At 39.0% G+C, this 20483-nt stretch carries 17 protein-coding genes; 7 read left to right on the forward strand and 10 right to left on the reverse strand.

Going from position 1 to position 20483, the window contains the following annotated elements; translation table 11 throughout:
* The first annotated feature begins 1 nt into the window (after nucleotide 1).
* The 3 genes from P1K33_RS05260 to P1K33_RS05270 are packed head-to-tail and all read left to right on the forward strand — an operon-like array spanning nucleotide 2 to nucleotide 3770.
* On the forward strand, nucleotides 2-1321 hold the full coding sequence (locus tag P1K33_RS05260) for an O-antigen ligase family protein (RefSeq protein WP_284651846.1): 1320 nt from the start codon (nucleotides 2-4) through the stop codon (nucleotides 1319-1321).
* Nucleotides 1314-2324, forward strand: coding sequence for a glycosyltransferase family 4 protein (locus P1K33_RS05265; protein WP_284651847.1), 1011 nt, complete (start codon nucleotides 1314-1316; stop codon nucleotides 2322-2324). The genes P1K33_RS05260 and P1K33_RS05265 overlap by 8 nt, the downstream gene beginning before the upstream one ends.
* Nucleotides 2325-2375: 51 nt before the next feature.
* On the forward strand, nucleotides 2376-3770 hold the full coding sequence (locus P1K33_RS05270) for an exopolysaccharide biosynthesis polyprenyl glycosylphosphotransferase (protein WP_284651848.1): 1395 nt from the start codon (nucleotides 2376-2378) through the stop codon (nucleotides 3768-3770).
* Here P1K33_RS05270 and P1K33_RS05275 read toward each other — a convergent pair.
* Nucleotides 3750-4868 carry a lipoprotein N-acyltransferase Lnb domain-containing protein gene (locus P1K33_RS05275; protein WP_284651849.1) on the reverse strand — a complete coding sequence of 373 codons (1119 nt, stop codon included), beginning with the start codon at nucleotides 4866-4868 and terminating at the stop codon, nucleotides 3750-3752. The genes P1K33_RS05270 and P1K33_RS05275 overlap by 21 nt on opposite strands.
* Before the next feature lie 6 nt (nucleotides 4869-4874).
* Entirely contained in the window at nucleotides 4875-5942 is a 1068-nt protein-coding gene (locus P1K33_RS05280) for a putative type IX sorting system protein PorV2 (protein WP_443667532.1), read from the reverse strand.
* Between the two features lie 112 nt (nucleotides 5943-6054).
* On the opposite strand from P1K33_RS05280, the gene P1K33_RS05285 reads away from it, so the two are divergent.
* Complete coding sequence (locus P1K33_RS05285; RefSeq protein WP_284651851.1) at nucleotides 6055-6789, forward strand: CDP-alcohol phosphatidyltransferase family protein; 735 nt, start codon at nucleotides 6055-6057, stop codon at nucleotides 6787-6789.
* Here P1K33_RS05285 and P1K33_RS05290 read toward each other — a convergent pair.
* The 5 genes from P1K33_RS05290 to P1K33_RS05310 all read right to left on the reverse strand — a co-directional run bounded on the left by P1K33_RS05290 (nucleotide 6786) and on the right by P1K33_RS05310 (nucleotide 9954).
* Nucleotides 6786-6986, reverse strand: coding sequence for a DUF5808 domain-containing protein (locus tag P1K33_RS05290; RefSeq protein ID WP_284651852.1), 201 nt, complete (start codon nucleotides 6984-6986; stop codon nucleotides 6786-6788). The two genes, P1K33_RS05285 and P1K33_RS05290, sit on opposite strands and share 4 nt — an antisense overlap.
* A gap of 42 nt (nucleotides 6987-7028) precedes the next feature.
* Nucleotides 7029-7769 (reverse strand): LPS export ABC transporter ATP-binding protein, encoded by a 741-nt coding sequence (gene lptB, locus P1K33_RS05295; RefSeq protein ID WP_284651853.1) that lies wholly within the window; start codon nucleotides 7767-7769, stop codon nucleotides 7029-7031.
* 64 nt (nucleotides 7770-7833) lie between these two features.
* A complete protein-coding gene (locus tag P1K33_RS05300; RefSeq protein ID WP_284651854.1) occupies nucleotides 7834-8181 on the reverse strand; it encodes a carboxymuconolactone decarboxylase family protein in 348 nt (115 codons plus the stop codon).
* Nucleotides 8174-8989: a twin-arginine translocase subunit TatC gene (tatC, locus tag P1K33_RS05305; RefSeq protein ID WP_284651855.1), complete on the reverse strand. Its 816-nt coding sequence runs from the start codon at nucleotides 8987-8989 to the stop codon at nucleotides 8174-8176. The genes P1K33_RS05300 and tatC overlap by 8 nt, the downstream gene beginning before the upstream one ends.
* Nucleotides 8989-9954 (reverse strand): KpsF/GutQ family sugar-phosphate isomerase, encoded by a 966-nt coding sequence (locus P1K33_RS05310; protein ID WP_284651856.1) that lies wholly within the window; start codon nucleotides 9952-9954, stop codon nucleotides 8989-8991. The genes tatC and P1K33_RS05310 overlap by 1 nt, the downstream gene beginning before the upstream one ends.
* 86 nt (nucleotides 9955-10040) lie before the next feature.
* Between P1K33_RS05310 and recQ the strand changes: the two genes are divergently transcribed.
* Complete coding sequence (gene recQ / locus P1K33_RS05315; RefSeq protein ID WP_284651857.1) at nucleotides 10041-12236, forward strand: DNA helicase RecQ; 2196 nt, start codon at nucleotides 10041-10043, stop codon at nucleotides 12234-12236.
* A gap of 96 nt (nucleotides 12237-12332) precedes the next feature.
* Here the strand turns inward: recQ and P1K33_RS05320 are convergent, their stop codons facing one another.
* Both P1K33_RS05320 and P1K33_RS05325 read right to left on the reverse strand, forming a co-directional pair.
* Nucleotides 12333-16739 (reverse strand): DUF8696 domain-containing protein, encoded by a 4407-nt coding sequence (locus P1K33_RS05320; RefSeq protein ID WP_284651858.1) that lies wholly within the window; start codon nucleotides 16737-16739, stop codon nucleotides 12333-12335.
* A gap of 164 nt (nucleotides 16740-16903) precedes the next feature.
* Nucleotides 16904-17140, reverse strand: coding sequence for a hypothetical protein (locus tag P1K33_RS05325; RefSeq protein ID WP_284651859.1), 237 nt, complete (start codon nucleotides 17138-17140; stop codon nucleotides 16904-16906).
* Between the two features lie 57 nt (nucleotides 17141-17197).
* On the opposite strand from P1K33_RS05325, the gene P1K33_RS05330 reads away from it, so the two are divergent.
* Nucleotides 17198-18250, forward strand: a complete 1053-nt coding sequence (locus tag P1K33_RS05330; protein ID WP_284651860.1) for a DUF2891 domain-containing protein — start codon at nucleotides 17198-17200, stop codon at nucleotides 18248-18250.
* Nucleotides 18251-18292: 42 nt separating this feature from the next.
* Nucleotides 18293-19858: an NAD(P)/FAD-dependent oxidoreductase gene (locus P1K33_RS05335; RefSeq protein ID WP_284651861.1), complete on the forward strand. Its 1566-nt coding sequence runs from the start codon at nucleotides 18293-18295 to the stop codon at nucleotides 19856-19858.
* Here the strand turns inward: P1K33_RS05335 and P1K33_RS05340 are convergent, their stop codons facing one another.
* A complete protein-coding gene (locus P1K33_RS05340) occupies nucleotides 19859-20470 on the reverse strand; it encodes a hypothetical protein (RefSeq protein ID WP_284651862.1) in 612 nt (203 codons plus the stop codon).
* Nucleotides 20471-20483 lie beyond the last annotated feature (13 nt).

The raw sequence follows: 20483 nt of genomic DNA on the forward strand, positions 1-20483 counted from the left end.
AATGAAAGACAAAAATTATATACTATTAGTTGCACTCCATGTCCTGATTGGATATTTAATCTATACTTTTCCGCAATTCTCAAAAATATATGGTTTTGCCATTGTTATTTTGGGAGTCTATTTTGTAATTAAAAATGCAAATAGGCATAATGAAGTGCTTTATGTATCGGCCTATTTGGTTGGGAGTGAAGTTTTCCTTCGGATGACTGGCGGTAATATTCTCTATGAGTTTTCTAAATATGGAGTAATGATGTTCCTTTTTTTAGGGATGTATTATAGCGGTTTTTCTAAAAATGCGGTTCCCTATTGGGTTTATTTGCTCTTATTGTTTCCCGGGATTATTGTAGCCACCGAGACTTTAAATCTAAAATCCGACCTTAGGACTTCTTTGGCTTTTAACATCTCCGGTCCGGCTTGTCTCGGAGTGGCTGCCATTTATAATTACAACAGGAAGATTTTGTTTTCCCAACTCAACAATATAATGTTGACGATGGGATTGCCCATTATTTCAACCACGGTTTATTTGATTTTTTATACACCCGATTTGAAAACCGTTCTGATTGGAACCGGTTCAAATCCGGAAACTTCGGGAGGATTTGGGCCAAATCAAGTGGCAACAGTTCTCGGAATTGGGATGTTTATATTTTTTTCCAGATTAATTTTAGAATCAAAAAGCAAGTTGATATTCATCCTGAATCTGGTCATTATCTTTAATATCAGTTATCGTGGTTTGGTAACTTTTTCAAGAGGAGGAATGATTACCGGACTTTTGATGATTTTGATTTTGATTTTCTTTCTGTACAAAAACGCACATGGTCATGGTAAGTATAAATTGAATATACTTTTGATACTTTTCCTTTTTGGATTTGCCCTTACCTGGATTTATACGTCAAATCAGACTGGTGGTTTGATTGATAAAAGATATGCCAATCAGGATGCAACCGGAAAAGTAAAAGAAAGCCAGTTTACCGGTAGGGAAGAGATTCTGGACAGTGAAATTGAAGCTTTTAAAAGCAGTCCTGTTTTTGGTATTGGAGTTGCCAAAGGTTTGGAAGTAAGAGAAGAAATGACTGGTGGCGCCATCATAACCTCGCATAACGAAGTGACGAGAACTATTGCTGAACACGGAACTTTGGGCATTATAGCACTGTTGATTGTCTTTTCAACGCCTATTTTTTTATATCTCGACAACAAGCAGAATATCTATATGTTTTGTTTTTTAGTATTTTGGCTGATGACAATTAATCACGCCGCTATGAGAATAGCTGCTCCGGCTTTTGTATATTCGTTTACGCTATTAAAAGTTTATATGGATGAGTAGCCTACTTTACATAGGAAATAAGTTATCCAAACACGGTTACACTTCTACTTCAATTGAAACGCTAGGTTCGTTTCTTGAAGCTGAAGGGTTTACTGTTTATTATGCTTCTTCTAAAAAAAGTAAGTTTTTCCGAATGCTTGAAATGATTTGTATGACGTTTAAGTACGCCAGAAAAGTCGACTATGTTTTAATTGATACTTACAGCACTAAAAATTTCTGGTATGCCTTTATCATTTCCCAACTTTGTAGAATTTTAAATGTTAAATACATCCCGAAATTGCATGGTGGTGATTTGCCAAGCAGGATTATAAGAACTAAGTTCCTTTCCGATTTAATTTTTAAAAATGCTTTCATCAATATTGCGCCGTCCAATTATCTTTATGAAGCTTTTAAAAATAATGGTTACACCAATCTGAAATACATTCCCAACACAATAGAACTTCAGATGTACACCCAGTCGGTTAAGGTATTTGATGCCCCTAAATTGCTATGGGTAAGATCATTTGCCAAAATATACAATCCATTAATGGCGGTAAAGATTTTTATCGATTTAAAGAAGATTTACCCTGAAGCCAAATTGTGTATGATTGGTCCAAAAAAAGACGATAGTTATGAAAAAACGGTTCGTTTCGCCAAGAAAAATAATGTTGAGGTCAAATTTACAGGCAAATTATCAAAAGAAGAATGGATAGCCGAATCAAAGGAATACAATGTCTTTATCAATACCACTCATTTTGATAATACACCAATCAGTGTTATCGAAGCCATGGCTTTAGGATTGCCGGTGGTTTCAACCAATGTTGGCGGAATTCCTTATTTATTGGCACATGGTACCAATGCATTATTGGTAGCGGATGATGATGCAGAGAATATGACTGCCCAAATTAACCGATTGTTTACCGAACCAAAATTAGCGGAGGATTTGGCAAAAAATGCTAAGGAAACGGTCCAACACTTTGATTGGCCAATCGTTAAAAAGCAATGGACGGATTTACTAAAATAATCGATATATTTAATACCTTGCGACTTCAAAAAACAAGCTGTTATTAAAAACATGAACAAATACAAGGACATACATTTTGAAGTTTCTGAAAGAAAGATTCTTTTAAGGCTTTTTGATGTTATTTCTGTGCTTGTTTCTTTGTACATCGTCGGAATTGTATTCAAGTTTAATTATTTCAATATTTCCACAACCAACTTTTACTGGACCATCGTTTTGGCATTCTACCTGAACTTTCTCGGTTCTGTATTTGAAATGTACAATTTGCAGGTGGCGAGCAATCAGTATCAGGTGATTAAAAGTATCATTCTGACTTCGTCTACCACAGTGTTGCTTTACCTATTAACGCCAATTTATACACCGGTCTTACCATCCAACCGTATTCAGATTTTTTTCTTTTTCATAGCGATATTCGTGGCTCTGCTTACCTGGAGAATGATATATGTGCGTTTTTTTGCTTCGAATCGTTTTTTGAAAAAAGTAATCCTGATTTGTGATAAGGAACAGGTCACCGAATTGATTGACGGATTGGAAAGCGCAGATCCTCATTACCGCGTATTGGGATTTGTCAATTCGGATAGTGCCAATTTAGGAGCTGCTATTTCATCCAAAATTAAAAACATTGAGATTAATGACCTGGAAACCTTTGTAAAGAAAAATTCCATTTCAGAGATTGTCATTGCTTCCCAAAAAACGGATGGTATTACCGTAAAACTCTATAATCAATTGATCCATCTGCTCGAAAACGGTTATATCATCCGTGAGTATACTCAAGTATATGAGAATATAACCCAACGTATTCCTGTGCAATATGTATCAAGGGATTTTTACCGTTATTTCCCGTTTAGCCGAAGCAATCAGAATCATTTGTATTTGATTGTGGTTCGTTTTCTGGAAATCGTTATTTCTATCATCGGACTGGTAATCGGAGCTGCTTTGATTCCATTGGTGTTTATCGGAAATCTTTTTGGCAACAAAGGAAAATTATTTTACACCCAGGAAAGAGTAGGGAAGAACGGAAAAATATTCAATATTGTGAAGTTTCGTACCATGATAAAGAATGCCGAATCGGCAGGTGCTGTGTTTGCAACAACCAATGATTCAAGAGTGACGCCATTTGGTAAAATCATGAGAAAATCAAGGATTGATGAGTTTCCGCAATTCCTGAATATCTTAAAAGGCGATATGGCAGTGATTGGCCCAAGACCGGAAAGACCGGTTTTTGTCAACGAAATCGCCGAAGTAATGCCTTTCTACGAAACAAGACACGTAATAAAACCGGGATTAACCGGTTGGGCACAAGTCAACTATTCTTATGGGGAAACAATTGATGACAGCTTGATCAAACTCCAATACGATTTGTATTATATCAAACACCGAAGTCTTTTCCTTGACTTTAGCATCATGTTTAAAACCTTTAGTACGGTTTTATTTTACCGGGGACAATAGTTTTAATGGATTTCTGCCGTTGATTTTCAAAAGCATATAGAAAGCAGTCAGGATGAATGGCAACATGATTCCCAAATGTGGTTTGTTGACCATGATAATGGAGTAAATGAATAAAAGCGCAATGCAGATATGGCTGATTCTGTTCAATGTAGTGTTTTTCAAAAATGGCAAAACCAAAAACAACGGGCTAAACAATAAGGCGTTGTAATTCCAAAGCAATTCGCTGTGGTCGGAATAAAATCCAATAAGGCAAAGGAAAACACCAAACAATCCGCAAACAAAAAGATAGCTCAAAAACAACCAGCGTTTGTTGATGGCGATGAGCACAACCAAAAAGGCAATAATCAGGTAAATGCTGTTGAAGAAAGAGAATCCCACGACTTTTTCAGTTCCGGGAAGGATGGTTTTCTTTGCGGATACCAATGGTTTTCCATCAACAGTAGCTTTGTCCAGACTATTCATCAATTCCACCGGGAGGAATAATTTTTCGGCGTCTTTGTCTGTTTTGGCTCCGAAAACAATGTTGATTCCCAATTTGTACCAAAAGTAGTTCTCGAAATAAGGATAAAGTAATGTTCTGTAGCTTATGGTTTTGTCATCGACTTTCTGAATTTGGGTTTGGTCCAATAAACCGTTGATTTTTTCTACCACCATCGTCGTACAATTTCGGTCGATGAACTTATAGGTATAATATTTTTCGGAAGTATAAAGCGCTGCACTCAATTCATCAAAGAGCTTTTGTTTACTGCTTAACGGCAAGCTCAGCGTTTGTTCAATGACTTCTCTTTTATCCATCTGGTATTCTAGGATAAAATCTTCAAACGAAGTCACATTCATAAAATATTGCAAATCACCTTTGACAAACTTCAGATAGAAATTCTCTGTCCTGAAGTCGAAAGCACCATAATTGAAAACGACATCGAGTTGGTTCGCATCATCTTTAATTCGCAAGGCAGTATGCCCAAAAGTGGAATACAACTGTTCGCCTCGGCCACAGGTAAAAATACTGATTTGTGTACTTTCGGAAAGTTTCGGACTTTGTGAAAAAGTATTTAAACTAAAAACGAGTAGAAGGAATAGAAGTACTTTTTTCAACATGGCTTTTTATCTAAAGATGCTCAAATCAACTTTCACTGAAAAAATATTGGAGTACAAAGCCGCACTTTGGTCACCCAAATCGGTCAACGCATAATCTACCTGTATGCCTTTGTATTTAAATCCTAAACCAATATTCGGCTGGAAGCTGACTTTTTTAGTACCATCCAATTGTTCGGCGTTTTGGAAATTACCAACACCGGCACGGAGAAAAACCAAATCGGTGTAGCCAAATTCAAACCCCAGCGCCGGATCAATGCTTACCGCATCGGTCGAAATGACATCGTTGGTTCGGGCAAACTGCATGTTCAGATTGACTGCTGCGAGCAAAGTATAGTCGTAGTGGAATTCAAATTTCTTGGCGATACCCAATTGGGCTTTTGGTAAAGTAATCTCAGTGCTTTCCGGTAATTCCTGATTCTGGCCTTCAACCGCTTCACTGATTTCTTCGAATTTTTCTTCGTCAATTGCCCAAACGTTATAGGTTGTTGTGATATCGCGAAGCATCAATCCGAAGTGCCAATCGTTGCGGTCAAACTGCAAACCGGCATCAAAACCAAATCCCCAGGAATTGGCAAAATCCCCAATGATCCTGCGGATGACTTTGGCATTTACGCCATATTGAAAGCCTTCCAATTTCATTCTTCGGGCATAGGAAAAAGTCAAACCATAATCGGCGGTAGAAAAAAGACTGATCCTGTTGTAGTCGATATTGCCTTCGCTGTCGATTAATTGCGTGGTATTTAAGATGTCATCCACCCCAAAACGGATTAGGGAAACACCCCAAGCGCTGCCATCGTCTATTTTTTTGGCGTAAGCCGCATAATCATATTGGGCAATATTGGCAAAATAACTCGCGTGCATCAAAGCCGCTTCGCTGTCTTCAATTTTTAACAAACCAGCCGGATTCCAATAACCCGAATTGACATCGCCCGTAAAAGCTGTCACGGCATTCGACATACCTAATGCTGCTGCATCAACGCCTATATTCATAAACTCATTCGAGTATTTTCTAACGGCTTGAGCATGAGTAATTAGGCTAATGAAAAGTAGCAGAATAGCAATCGTTTTTTTCAAGGCAATTTTTCTTTTTACAAATATCACATAAAAATCTCTAATATAAAACGCAGAAGTCTGCAACTTATTGTATTAAATTTGTAAATCTTTAAAAAAATAAACCCAACCACAAATGAATATCAAAAGGCTGATTCCGAATTTATTTACGATGTTGAATCTGTTTTGTGGTTGCGTGGCGGTGGTTTTGGTTGCCGGGAATGAATTTGATTGGGCGTTTTATTTTGTTTGTTTGGGGATTTTCTTCGACTTTTTTGATGGTTTTTTTGCCCGAAAGTTTGGTGTTTCAGGACCATTAGGCGTGCAGTTGGATTCTTTAGCCGATATGGTGACCAGTGGCGTTGTTCCTGGGTTTGTGATGTATCAATTATTGATGGATCGGAAGAATCTATATGTTTCCAATCTGGATTGGTTTGATATTTCGCTGCCTTATTTGGGTTTTATTATCACGCTAGGAGCTTGTTATCGTTTGGCCAAATTTAATATTGACACTAGGCAGTCGGATAGTTTTATTGGTGTGCCGACTCCCGCAAATGCACTTTTTATCACGAGTTTACCATTGGTAGCGAACTATTTCCATACTGAAATTGATATGGGCTTTTCATATAATTGTTGGTTTTTATTGCTATTAACAGCGTTAAGCGCCTATGTTATGAATGCTAAAATTCCTTTATTTTCCTTAAAGATTAAGAATTTTAGTGTTGCCAAATACAAACTGCAGATTTTCTTTTTGGCCATCTCCGTTCTGATGCTGGTTTTCCTTCAGATACTGGCGGTACCGTTGATTATTTTGCTTTATGTGTTACTGTCGGTTATCAATAATATAGTCAACAAAAAAGCTTCCAGTTAGGAAGCTTTTTTTGTAATCATATAAACTATAAATCCGAAAAATAAAGCGGCTAATAATAGCGCTACATAAGCTTTTGGATTGGCAAAATTTAGGGTAATACCATAATTTGGGTTGGGCTTTTCAACAAAAACACGTTGGTCTTCTTTATTGAAATAAAATAAACCAAATTTCCAATTCTTTTTCGAAGTTCCTTGCATAATGAAAGTCTATTTTCTGTAGTCTATTCTCTATTTTCTTGCTTAAAAATGCAGTTTCTTTTTACGCAACTCAAAGTTTTGTCCGAGATAAACCTTTCTCACCATTTCGTCAGCGGCTAATTCTTCCGGGATTCCGGCTTTTAGAATGCCGCCTTCAAACATCAAATAGGTTTTATCGGTAATAGCCAACGTTTCCTGAACGTTGTGGTCGGTAATCAGGATTCCGATGTTTTTATTTTTTAACTGCGCTACAATGCGCTGAATGTCTTCTACAGCCACCGGGTCAACTCCGGCGAACGGTTCGTCCAACAAAATAAACTTTGGATCGGTTGCCAAAGCGCGGGCAATTTCTGTTCTACGTCTTTCACCACCGGATAATAAATCACCGCGGTTGGTTCGGATGTGTTCCAAACTAAATTCGGCAATCAGGCTTTCCATTTTGGCTACTTGTTCTTCTTTGGAAAGTGAAGTCAGTTGCAATACACTCAAAATATTGTCTTCAATACTCAGTTTTCTGAACACAGAAGCTTCCTGAGCCAAATAGCCAATACCGTTCTGCGCGCGTTTGTACATCGGGAATTCGGTGATGTTCATGTCATCCAGATAAATATTCCCCGAATTGGGTTTGACCAATCCGACAATCATATAGAAAGAAGTGGTTTTTCCGGCACCGTTCGGCCCCAAAAGCCCAACGATTTCTCCTTGGTTCACTTCCACGGAAATGCCTTTAACAACGCTTCTGCCTTTATAGGTTTTGACTAAATTTTCTGCTCTTAGTTTCATTTACTGAAATTGTATTTGCTGCAAATAAACAAATTATCGTTTTAACAATGGTTGGCTTTAACAATTATTTGGTTGCTTCCAAAGCTTCCCAAAACTCGTAAGCTCTTCTCAAATGCGGAATCACAATGGTGCCGCCAACTAAAGTAGCAATACCCATAGCTTCCATCATTTCTTCTTTGGTGATGCCTTCTTTGTAACTGGTTTCCAAATGATATTTGATACAATCATCACAACGCAAGACCGTCGAAGCCACTAAACCTAAAAGTTCTTTGGTTTTTACATCCAAAGCGCCTTCGGCATAAGCATTGGTATCCAAATTGAAAATTCGTTTGACAATTTTGTTGTTGTCGGCCAATAACTTCTCGTTCATTCTGGAACGATAGTCGTTAAATTCTTGTACTAAATCAGACATTTTCTTTCTCTTTTTTAACCACTATTGCGGAAATTAAAATACTCACTTCATATAAAATCAACATCGGAATGGAAACCACAACCTGGCTTGGAATATCCGGTGGCGTTACTATCGCAGCCACAATCAAAATGATGACAATTGCAGCTCTTCTGTATTTTCTTAAGAATGCCGGGCCAACCAATCCTAATTTGGTCAGGAAATAAATGATAATAGGCATTTCGAATAACAATCCGCTGGCAATCAAAGACATTTTAATCATGCTGATATAAGACTCAATTGTAAACTGATTCACGACTTGGTGACTTATATTAAAAGTTGCGAAAAAGTTAATTGACAAAGGCACAATCACAAAATAACCAAACAATACGCCAATGAAAAACAACAATGACGAAACGATGATAAAAATAGCTGCATTCTTGCGCTCCTTTTCATAAAGTGCCGGACTGATAAAACGCCAAAATTCGTAGAGAATATAAGGGAAACCCAGGATAAATCCGGCCGCGACCAATATCCATAAATAAATGGAAAACTGTCCACCGACTTCAGTGTTCTGGATGATAAACGAATAATCTGTCGCACAGGCGTATGTATCATCAACGCCAAAAAAACGGGTTAATTCACAAAAGAATTTATAAGTAACAAAATTGGGGTCTTTTGGCCCAAAAATAATTGTATCAAAAATATAATCGTCAATAAAATAACAGGCACAGGCAATAATTACGACTGCCAACGTACTTCTTACCAATAACCATCTTAATTCTTCGAGATGATCTAAGAATGACATCTCGCCCATAGGTTTTCTAGCCATTATACAATTCCTTCTTTTAAAATGTCATGTAAATGGATAACGCCTTTGTATTCGCCGTTATCAACCACTACTAATTGCGTGATAGAGAAATCCTCCAAGATGTTCAATGCATCACTCACCATGTCGGTAGATTTAATCGTTTTCGGATTGACCGTCATAATGTCTTTGGCGACCAAACCTGAAATCGTATCAGTTTTGTTGAGCATTCTTCTAATATCACCATCGGTAATGATTCCGATTACTTTGTTGTCATCAACCACGGCCGTAACACCCAAACGTTTTTCGGAGATTTCTACAATAACCGTTTTGATATTGGAATTAGGTGCGACAATCGGTTTATGTGTAGTATCGAGCATATCGCCCACACGAAGTAACAGTTTTTTACCCAAAGCACCACCGGGATGGTATTTGGCAAAGTCTTCGGCTGTGAAGTTTCTCATTTCCATAAGGCAAACCGCCAAAGCATCTCCCATAACCAATTGGGCTGTTGTGCTGTTCGTTGGTGCCAGATTAATTGGGCAGGCTTCACTTTCTACATAGGTATTCAAAACATAATCAGCTTCTTTGCCCAAAAATGAGGTTGTATTTCCGGTTATGGCTACCAATTTGTTGCCAAAACGTTTCAATAACGGCACCAATACTTTTATCTCAGGGCTGTTACCACTTTTGGAAATACAAATCACCACATCACCGGGTTGTACCATGCCCAAATCACCATGAATGGCTTCTGAAGCGTGAAGGAATAATGATGGTGTTCCGGTGGAATTTAAAGTAGCCACAATTTTTTGCGCGATGATGGCACTTTTGCCAATTCCGGTGACTACTAACCTCCCGGTTCCGTTGTATATGATTTCAACTGTTTTTACAAAATCGTCATTTACAAAATCTACCAGCTTTGCAATGGCTTCACTTTCTGATAATATTGTCTTTTTGGCAGAGGCTAAAATGGTTTCTTTAGGTATCAAAATTGAAATAATATAAAATTTGTATGTATAAAAGAAAGTCGTATCTTTATGTTTGCAAATTTATGTAAAAATACCATTAACACAGAATGAATTTAAACGAAATTGACATCCACAAGGAATTAAAAAAGTATTTTGGTTTCAGCCAATTTAAAGGTCTACAGGAACAAGTCATAAAAAGTATTATCACTAAACATAATACATTCGTTATAATGCCGACAGGTGGTGGAAAATCACTTTGTTACCAATTACCCGCATTAATACAAGAAGGAACAGCAATAGTGGTTTCACCATTGATTGCCTTAATGAAAAATCAGGTCGATGCCATCAGGAGTTTGTCTTCTGAAAACGGGATTGCCCATGTACTCAACTCGTCATTGACCAAAACTGAAATCACTCAGGTTAAAAAAGATATTACGTCAGGAATCACGAAGCTGCTTTATGTCGCTCCGGAATCTTTGACCAAAGAGGAATATGTGGAATTTCTGCAAAGCGTGCCGATATCATTCGTAGCGATTGATGAAGCACACTGTATTTCGGAATGGGGACATGATTTCAGACCCGAATACCGAAATCTGAGGCACATTATCAAGCAGTTGGGCGACGTACCTGTAATCGGTTTAACCGCTACGGCTACGCCAAAAGTTCAGGAAGATATCCTGAAGAATTTGGATATGTCTGATGCGACCACATTTAAGGCATCGTTTAACCGTCCAAATTTATTTTACGAAGTACGCACCAAAACCAAAAATATCGAAGCGGATATCATTCGCTTTATCAAACAACACAAAGGCAAATCGGGAATCATTTATTGCCTGAGCCGAAAGAAGGTGGAAGAAATCGCCGAAGTGCTTCAGGTAAACGGAATTAGTGCGGTTCCATACCACGCCGGATTGGACGCCAAAACCAGAGCCAAACACCAGGACATGTTCCTGATGGAAGATGTGGAAGTGGTTGTGGCAACGATTGCTTTCGGAATGGGAATCGACAAACCGGATGTTCGTTTTGTGATCCATCACGATATCCCAAAATCACTGGAAAGTTATTATCAGGAAACCGGACGTGCCGGTCGCGATGGAGGAGAAGGCCATTGTTTGGCGTACTACTCCTATAAAGATGTGGAAAAATTGGAAAAATTTATGTCGGGCAAACCGGTGGCCGAACAGGAAATTGGTTTTGCATTGCTTCAGGAAGTCGTGGCGTATGCCGAAACTTCGATGTCGAGACGTAAATTCCTGTTGCATTATTTCGGTGAAGAATTTGACAGCGAAACCGGAGAAGGTGCCGATATGGATGACAATGTTCGCAACCCAAAAAGCAAAGTCGAAGCCAAAGACGAAGTTAAAATGTTATTGGAAGTCGTTCGCGATACCAAACATTTATACAAATCAAAAGAAATTGTATTTACGCTCATCGGAAGGGTAAATGCCACTATAAAAGCACACCGAACGGATGCCCAAACCTTTTTTGGTTGCGGTTCGGCCTTTGATGAACGCTACTGGATGGCGTTGATCCGCCAGGTTTTAGTCGATGGACTGCTCAATAAAGACATTGAAACCTACGGGATTTTAAAAGTTTCCGACCGAGGCCATGAGTTTATCAAGAATCCGATTTCATTCATGATGTCGGAAGACCATGAATACAGCGAAAGTGAAGACGAAGCCATTGTAACGGCAGCAAAATCGAGTGGAACAGCCGATGAAGCCTTAATGGGAATGTTGCGTGAGTTGCGTAAAAAAGTAGCGAAAAAATTAGGCGTGCCACCATTTGTGGTGTTCCAGGATCCGTCATTGGAAGACATGGCGTTAAAATACCCGATTACGATTGATGAATTGAGTAATGTTCATGGCGTTGGAGAAGGTAAGGCCAAAAAGTACGGCAATGAATTTGTCGAACTGATTGAAAGATATGTTGAGGACAATGACATCATTCGTCCGGATGATTTGGTGGTAAAATCTACCGGTGCCAATTCGTCCAATAAATTATACATCATCCAAAACATCGACCGAAAACTATCGCTTGAAGACATTGCCAAAGCGAAAGGAATGAATATGGACACGCTCTTGAAAGAAATGGAGCAAATCGTATATTCGGGAACCAAGCTCAATATCGACTATTGGATTAACGAAATTTTAGACGAAGACCAACAGGAAGAGATCCACGATTATTTTATGGATTCTGAATCGGATAAAATCGAAGAAGCGCTTAAGGAATTTGATGGTGATTATGATATTGAAGAGCTGCGCCTGATGCGAATCAAATTTATCAGCGAAGTGGCGAACTAGAGTTTACAGTCGCAGTCACAGTTTTAAGGACTATAGAAGAAATAAAAAAACGGCTACCCATAAAGTAGCCGTTTTTAGTTGTGTGAAGTTTAGTGTTTATCTTTTTATCACCTGAAGTGTTTTTGCTTTTCCTTCTTGCGTTACCGTTACGTTATAAATCCCGGAAGGATATCCGTTCCCGATTTCCACATTTGAAATGTCATTGAAGCTAACCGCTCTGTGTTCGATTAATCTTCCAACCATATCATAAACATTGACAACAACATCTGATGGGTTATTCGTTTGAATGTCTAATTTAAAGGTTTGTGAATAAGGATTTGGATAAGCAACCACTCTGTTTAATAACTGAGCAGAAGGATTTCCTAAATCACATTCTTCAGGGGTTTGTACCGTAGCTGTAACCGCAACCCTTGCTGAAGAACATACTTCAGTAATATCCCAATTGAAGAAGTAGTAATAACTGTAAACATCAATACTGCCATTGTTTATACCGCCGGTAATAGTCACAGCGCCATTGGTAACCGGGAATGGATTTGGCCATACACTTACATAAGCCAATGCATTGTCATAAGAACCACCGTCCGTAATTTCAAGCGAATAATTATCACCTGCTGGTAATTGATAGCCAAGCGTTACAGTTTGAGCAGTAGTGGTAGGAGACCAACTTGAGAAAGTGTTTGGTGTAAAAACAACTTCAGAAGTACCTGGTACCTGAACACCATTTTGGAATACTTTAACCGTAATTGGCATTGGTCCTGTTCCTCCAGGATTTTGTTGTGGATAAACCTTAACAGAATTTAAAATGGTCGCATTGGACAAGTTAAAAGCTACACCTTTGTTCAAACCTCCATTTCCATATCCGTCTTCGGTATAGGTAAAGCCTGCTGTACCGTTAGTGGTAGATTCTGTTCCTGCATAGAAAGTTGTTGTTGAAGCAAGCACAGGAGTTGTAAATGAATTTCCTGTTGCCAAAGCAGCACCACCGGTTTGTGAAGCATACCACTTAACATCACCAGCTGATGACGTCGCTAACAAAATCGCAGTGTCAGTTGGCAAACAAATAGTAGCCGGAGTAGTAGTAAGTATAGTATTGTTTAAGGTGATTTGAATCGGTGTTGAAGGAACTGTTGTTGAGCTAAAATAGCAAGTTACGTTACAACGATAGTAAGTATTTGTCAAAGGCGTAGCTGAACAACTAGTTGCTGTAGCGGCCGGGATGTCGGTGTAATCTATGCCGTTTGTAGAACTTTGCCATTGGTAACCGATTCCTTCACCTACGACAATGTTTTCCAAGCTCAAGTCAACTGATTTTCCGTTACAAACATTAGTTTCAGAAGCTATTGTACTTCCCGGATTTACTGCTGTACATTCTGCCTGTCTGGCAGTAGAAAAATAACCTTCAAAACCTGAAAACGGCAATGGATCTGTAGTTGAGGTTAAGGTGGATAATCCTCCTAAAGTTTCATAGGTAGCCGTTATTCCAAAATCATTGTCATAAACTCCTGAAGCTGACGGTGCCTGAACAATAATGCTGGTTTCGATTGCAGTTGGATCAGCCAGTCTGATATTGAAATCAGTAACGGTTCCGGCAGTTTTTGAAACTTCCCATCTGTTTTGACTTAAATGGGCAATGTTAGTAGATTCTGTTCCGGTATTGGTATCAAAAGCCTCTACTTTTATATTGGCTCCCGGACTTTCAAATCCTCCGTCAGGAGTTGTTACGCCAACCCAAATTGGCGCGTAAAATGATTTCCCTACAGGGAAAAAGAATTTTTCATAAAGTCCCGAACCATCATTCAGCGCAGTGGCATTTTGACCACCACTGATGTCTTTGGCAAACGGACCGTCGATATAACAATTGGCTCCGAAATTTCCTGAAAGATAAGCTGTGTACGCCAATGAAGGTGTTCCTACTTTCAGTACACTCGTAGCTGAAGTGTGAATGATTCCATTTTCCATGATTAATCCGTTAACCACATTGAAAGGTATCATAAATGTTACGCCGGCATTACTTTCGTTATTAACCTTTAACTGGGTAACTGAACCTGTATTGAACTCAGTATTAAGGATAACATCGGCCTGTGCGTTAAAAGTTCCTGTTCCGGAGATGGTTTGCGGTAAAGATGTAGCCACAAAACTGCCATCAAGATAATTACCCAGCGCCATATTTGTTAGGTTCATGGCTCCATTATTTACAATATTTCCTCCAAAGTAAGTATCAAGATTTATTCCTTTTAATTTTCCTTGTACAAGCGTAAAGTCATTTTGTACATTCATGACAACATTATAGTTATAATTGTTAGGATCTAAATTAACGAATCTGTCTGTTGCATCCGGCGCATTGACAATCAGGTTACCTAAGGAAATTGCACCATCAAGAACCCTGAAATTACAATTAAAACCATTCGTGGTTACAGCGCTTTTCTCCGTTGAAACTCCGTCACCCATTTGTAACGTATGATTAACACTCGCTGTATAATGATTGTTTGATTCATAGGTAAATGTTGAAGGAGATTTGTTTACCGTATGAAATGATATGCTTAACGGTAAGCTTAATCCTGTTACAGGCAAACTTGGATTGGTATTGATTGAACCATCCATGTTTACACCAGCGACTACCGTTCCAGCCGGAATACCGTTACCAACAATAACCTGTCCAATTTCAATACCGTCCACAGCATCTACAAAGATATTTGTCGGGAACCAGCAGAACCAACCTATACAGGCTTCAATAGAAGTTATGGTATGCGCTGTTGCTGGAGTTGTACTTGTTACCGCCGGGTCCACAATCGTAATTTTACCTGCGGTTAGGTTTAAGGATGATTCTCCTATTTTGAATAAGGTTTGGTCTGTACTGGTAGCAGCATCACCGTTATGGTTACCGTCTACAATGATATCTCCGCCGATTTGATTGAATGTACTTCCATCGGCATGTAAAACATTACCATTAACAATAAGTGAACCTCCGTTGATGGTATAAGTTCCTCTGTTGGAAAAAGCCGCATTGTTATTGGTACAACCAACGGTTAAACTTGATGATTCACTAACTAAAGTGGCACCGAAAGCAATGTTTACACCTGCTGCAGAACTAACCGAGTTAACGGTTATGGTATGTCCCGGAAGAATAGTTACCGTATCTCCACAAGCCGGAATACTATTAGTGCTCCAAGTTGCTGCGTCATTCCAATTACCCGATTGAACAGAAGTTATCGGAGTGTCTAAAGCAGCATTATAACCTACCTGAAAAACATTGTCTAAATCAGTATCGGCAAGACCAATTCTTGAGGCAAATGGCGTAATGGTTCCCGATTGATGTGTACCAACAACTGTTCCGTCAGCCTTCACAATTCTGGAATTGCCATTCATGATTAAATAAGCTTCCTCAGCAGAAAAAGCGATTGAATGATTTCCCATCGGAAATGTATAATTAGCATCTTTGGCAATAACCCATGCACCTTCGTAAATATCAGTTACCGTATAACCGCCATCAACAACTGAAAATCCGGAAGAAACTCCCGGAGCATCATAATAGGCTACAGAAAGTTCGCCAGCTGTTCCCGAACCTGAGTTGTCTGTAGGTCTTGAAATAAAAGCCGATCTGCTTTTACCGTTGACACTGATAAAAGGAAAGACAGTTCGGTCACTATTGTAATCTATGCCTGAAGGGATAGATGTAAGGTTATCATAGTTACTATACCATCTTCCGATAGTTCCGCTAAGGAATCCATTTCCTGCCATACAAACAGTATTGGCAGTACCATAATTTCCAATGGTCATTTTATTGGTGCCTAACTCAACACGGGCATTTGTAAGTGTAATTGCACTCTTAATTTTGATGTTGTTAAATCCCCATACCACATTTGGCGTGGCTATAGCGGTATTATTAATAATCAATTGATTAATCACCGCTCCGTTGTTGGTATTGTCTGTTGTATAAAAAGTGCCTCCAAATGTTCCCAAACCACTCACGGTTTGAACAGTTGTTCCAATCATATTCAGAACGCCCTGAGGCTCATAACTCGAACCTTCGGATAAATCAATTCTACCGTTATTGGTGATGTTACCGGCAACAGTAAGTTGAATTCCTTTATTATAACTGCCCCAAGGTGCAGAATAAAGATAAATTCCTTTGAATAATCCACCGTTGGCAACGGTCAGATTTCCGTTTACGATAAATTCCCATGAAGCTTCGCTACTGTCTAATTCTCCGTTGATGGTTACATTATTGGCGGTAAACCAATCATTAAGCAAAACAGTGTTTCCTGAACTAATCACGACATGGTCAATTGAAGTTGGCGCAGTTGCTGTACCCCAAGTTGCCGGATCGTTATAATTACCCGATTGTACCGAAGTAAATGTGGTTTGTGATTGCATGCTCATTGCAATGAGCAAAAACATGATAATCGATAAAATCCTTTTTACAAAAGGAGCTTTTTCTTTAGGTGTTTTTAATCCATCATTGCTGAGATGCGAGAGGGATTTTAAAAAGTAATCTGAAGTCATAAAATAGGGTTGGTTTAATTAACAAACCAAATCTAAATACTTATAACCTTTTTATTTTAGGGTACACTATCAAAATGACTGAATTTAGATAGCTAAAATAGACGCGTCTTCCTTTTAAACGGGGCGTTTAATCGTGCTTAGTCTTTGGAATTAAGGTGAATAGGCTAAATATATAATTCACCACGGTGTGGCTTAAGACTATCACGGATTTGTATCATATTTTCATCGGTTACGACCATAAAGGCAATGGCATGCATTTCATTTTTGATTTCAAAACCGGTAATGTTTATCGGAAGTTTCTCAATTGCGATGTATTCCTTTAAATGAATTTCATGATGTTCCGCTGTTTTGGCTGCAGCCGGTCCGCGAAAATCCCAAATAAGTTTTATTTGTCTTGACATAACATTGAAATAGTTTGGCAAAGGTAACTTTTTGCTACATTTGAAAAACCCTTTTTTATGCGATACCTAAATTATTTATTGTTGTTGTGTTGTTGTAGTGCTTTGGCGCAGGAACTGACTTTGCAGCAAGCCAATCATTTGGCCAGTTTACCAATGAAATGCCTGCAACAGGAATACCCGAATAAATTAGGGCAAATGCTTGTTGACAGCACTGAAATAAAATCGCCTAAAGCTTTACATCCAACATTTTATGGTTGCTTTGATTGGCATTCTTCGGTTCACGGACATTGGAGTTTGGTGTATTTGCTGAAAAGATTTCCAAATTTGTCCAACCGCGAATTGATCATCCAAAAACTGAAAACCAATTTGTCCAAAGAAAATGTCCAAGCCGAAATTGATTACTTGAATAAGAAACATGAGAAATCTTTTGAACGTACTTATGGCTGGAATTGGTTGCTCAAATTGCAACTCGAACTCGAAACTTACAACGAACTTTTCGCAGCTGAGTTGGCCCAAAACCTAAAACCGCTTTCCAATATTATCATCGAACGCTATACCGAATTTTTGCCCAAATTACTGTATCCGGTTAGGGTTGGAACCCATACCAACACTGCTTTCGGATTGACATTTGCATGGGATTATGCGGTGCATTCTAAAAACCTGGACTTTCAAAAAAGCATCAAAGACAATGCGGTTCGACTGTTTCAAAAAGATGAAAACTGCCCGTTTAACTGGGAACCAAGTGGTACTGATTTCCTTTCGCCTTGTTTGGAAGAAATGGCTTTGATGCAACGCGTTTTGACAAAGGAAGATTTTTTGGTTTGGCTCAAAAAGTTCGCGCCTCAATTGTTTAAAAGGAAATTTACCTGGGAAGTGGCCCGTGTTTCCGACCGAACTGATGGGCATTTGGTACACCTGGACGGATTGAATTTCAGCAGAGCCTGGAATCTTTATGCGTTGATTCATCAGTATCCAAAGGAATTTTCGCATCTCAAATCTTTAGCCGATTATCACCTGAACTTTTCCCTGCCATCTATTGTTGACGGCAATTATGAAGGCGAACATTGGTTGGCTTCTTTTGCTTTGCGTGCTTTTGAAGCCAAAAAATAACTTCAATTCCTTACTTTTGCCACTTGAAGTAAAAAATAAATCATGCCACAAGAATTACTCATACAAGTTTCTCCTGAAATAGCAGCAAACGAAAGTTTGTTGAATGAGTATGTGGCCAAATCAGTTCGGGTTTCTACTAAATTGGTTCACAAAGTTGTAATCCTAAAGCGATCTATTGACGCGCGTCAAAAAGCAATCAAGATCAATCTTAAGGTTTTAGTTTATCTGATTGATGAAAAATATATTGAGCAAAAAATTGAACTTCCCGAATACCAAAATGTTTCCAATGCTCAGGAAGTAATCATCGTTGGTGCTGGTCCGGCCGGACTTTTCGCTGCATTGCAATTAATCGAATTGGGTTTAAAACCAATCGTGCTCGAACGCGGAAAAGACGTTCGCGGTCGTCGTCGTGACTTGAAAGCCATCAATGTCGATCATATTGTCAATGAAGATTCCAATTACTGTTTTGGCGAAGGTGGTGCAGGAACTTATTCGGATGGAAAACTTTATACACGTTCCAAAAAGCGCGGTGATGTCGACAGAATTTTGCAATTGTTGGTTGGTTTTGGGGCAACGCCCGATATTTTAGTTGAAGCTCATCCGCACATTGGAACCAATAAATTACCACAAATCATTCAAGATATTCGAGAGAAAATCATCGAATGCGGCGGTCAGGTTTTGTTTGAAACCAGAGTTACCGATTTTGTAGTAAAGAACAATGAAATGCAGGGAGTTGTGACCCAAAACGGCGATACGATTTCGGCCAATAAAGTCATTTTGGCCACCGGACATTCCGCTCGTGATATTTTTGAATTGCTCGACAGAAAAAGGATTTTTATCGAAGCCAAGCCTTTTGCGCTAGGCGTTCGTGCCGAACATCCGCAGGAATTGATTGATAAGATTCAATACAGTTGTGATTTCCGTGGTGAGCATTTGCCTCCGGCTCCATATTCGATTGTGAAGCAAGTGAATGGTCGTGGCATGTATTCGTTTTGTATGTGTCCCGGTGGTGTAATTGCGCCTTGTGCTACGAGTCCGGGAGAAGTGGTAACCAATGGTTGGTCGCCCTCAAAGCGTGATCAGGCGACTGCCAACTCGGGTATTGTAGTCGAATTAAAATTCGAAGACTTTAAACCTTTTGCCAAATTTGGAGCACTGGCCGGAATGGAATTCCAAAAAAGTATCGAACAAAAAGCCTGGCTTTTGGCCGGACAGACTCAAAAAGTACCGGCACAAAGAATGGTCGATTTTACCCAAAATAAAATTTCGGCTTCTATTCCTAAAACTTCTTATGTTCCCGGAACGACTTCGGTAGAAATGGGAGAAGTATTTCCAGGGTTCTTAACCCAAATTATGCGAGAAGGTTTTGTGCAGTTTGGTAAATCGATGCGTGGTTATATGACCAATGAAGCGATACTTCACGCTCCTGAAAGCCGAACTTCTTCACCGGTACGAATTCCGCGTGACAATGAAACCTTGGAACATCTGCAAATCAAAGGATTATATCCTTGTGGTGAAGGCGCCGGATTTGCCGGAGGAATTATTTCTGCGGCGATTGATGGTGAAAAGTGCGCACTTAAGATTGCGGCCGCTTTAATGGAGAAATAATTATTTGGTCACACAATGATTGTTGTAAAACCAAACCACTTTTTCTATATCATCTTTTTTAAATTCTTTAGACTCAATTTTTCCAACCAGTTCAGGGCAGTCCTTAAAAAATTCTGAGGCTGCTTTTTTAAAGTTTTTGCTGATGTTGCCTATCGAAGTGATTTTAAAGACTTCAGTATCATTCTGGTGGCAAACATAATAATGAATCACCTCACCGCCACCCATCATCACTCCGGCGCCGACTCCTACGCCTCCTGCGGAATTAAAACTGGCTCCACCACCGTAAAAGAATCCCGAAACCCTGGTGGAATATAGGCAAACTTCACCCACAGCTTCTTCTTTTAACCATAAACCGATTTCCTCTGTTGCAATTTTATAACGGTATGTTCCTATGATTCCGTTTTCCTCCAGGTTTATTTTTTCGATTTTTTCCTTTGAAATTATTTCTGGCTCACTGTCATCAGTCATTCTGAATTTAACATCATCATTGGCCTTAAATCGGCTGACGCCTTCTTTAGTTGTACCATCGGTCAGGTAAACAGTGCATTTTAGCCTTTGTGAAAAACACAAAGCTGAAGAGAGAAATATCAGAATCAAAAAAAAATTTTTCATAACAAAAGAATAT

This window comes from Flavobacterium terrisoli, assembly GCF_030167905.1.
In the GTDB taxonomy this organism is placed as follows: Bacteria; Bacteroidota; Bacteroidia; order Flavobacteriales; family Flavobacteriaceae; genus Flavobacterium; species Flavobacterium terrisoli.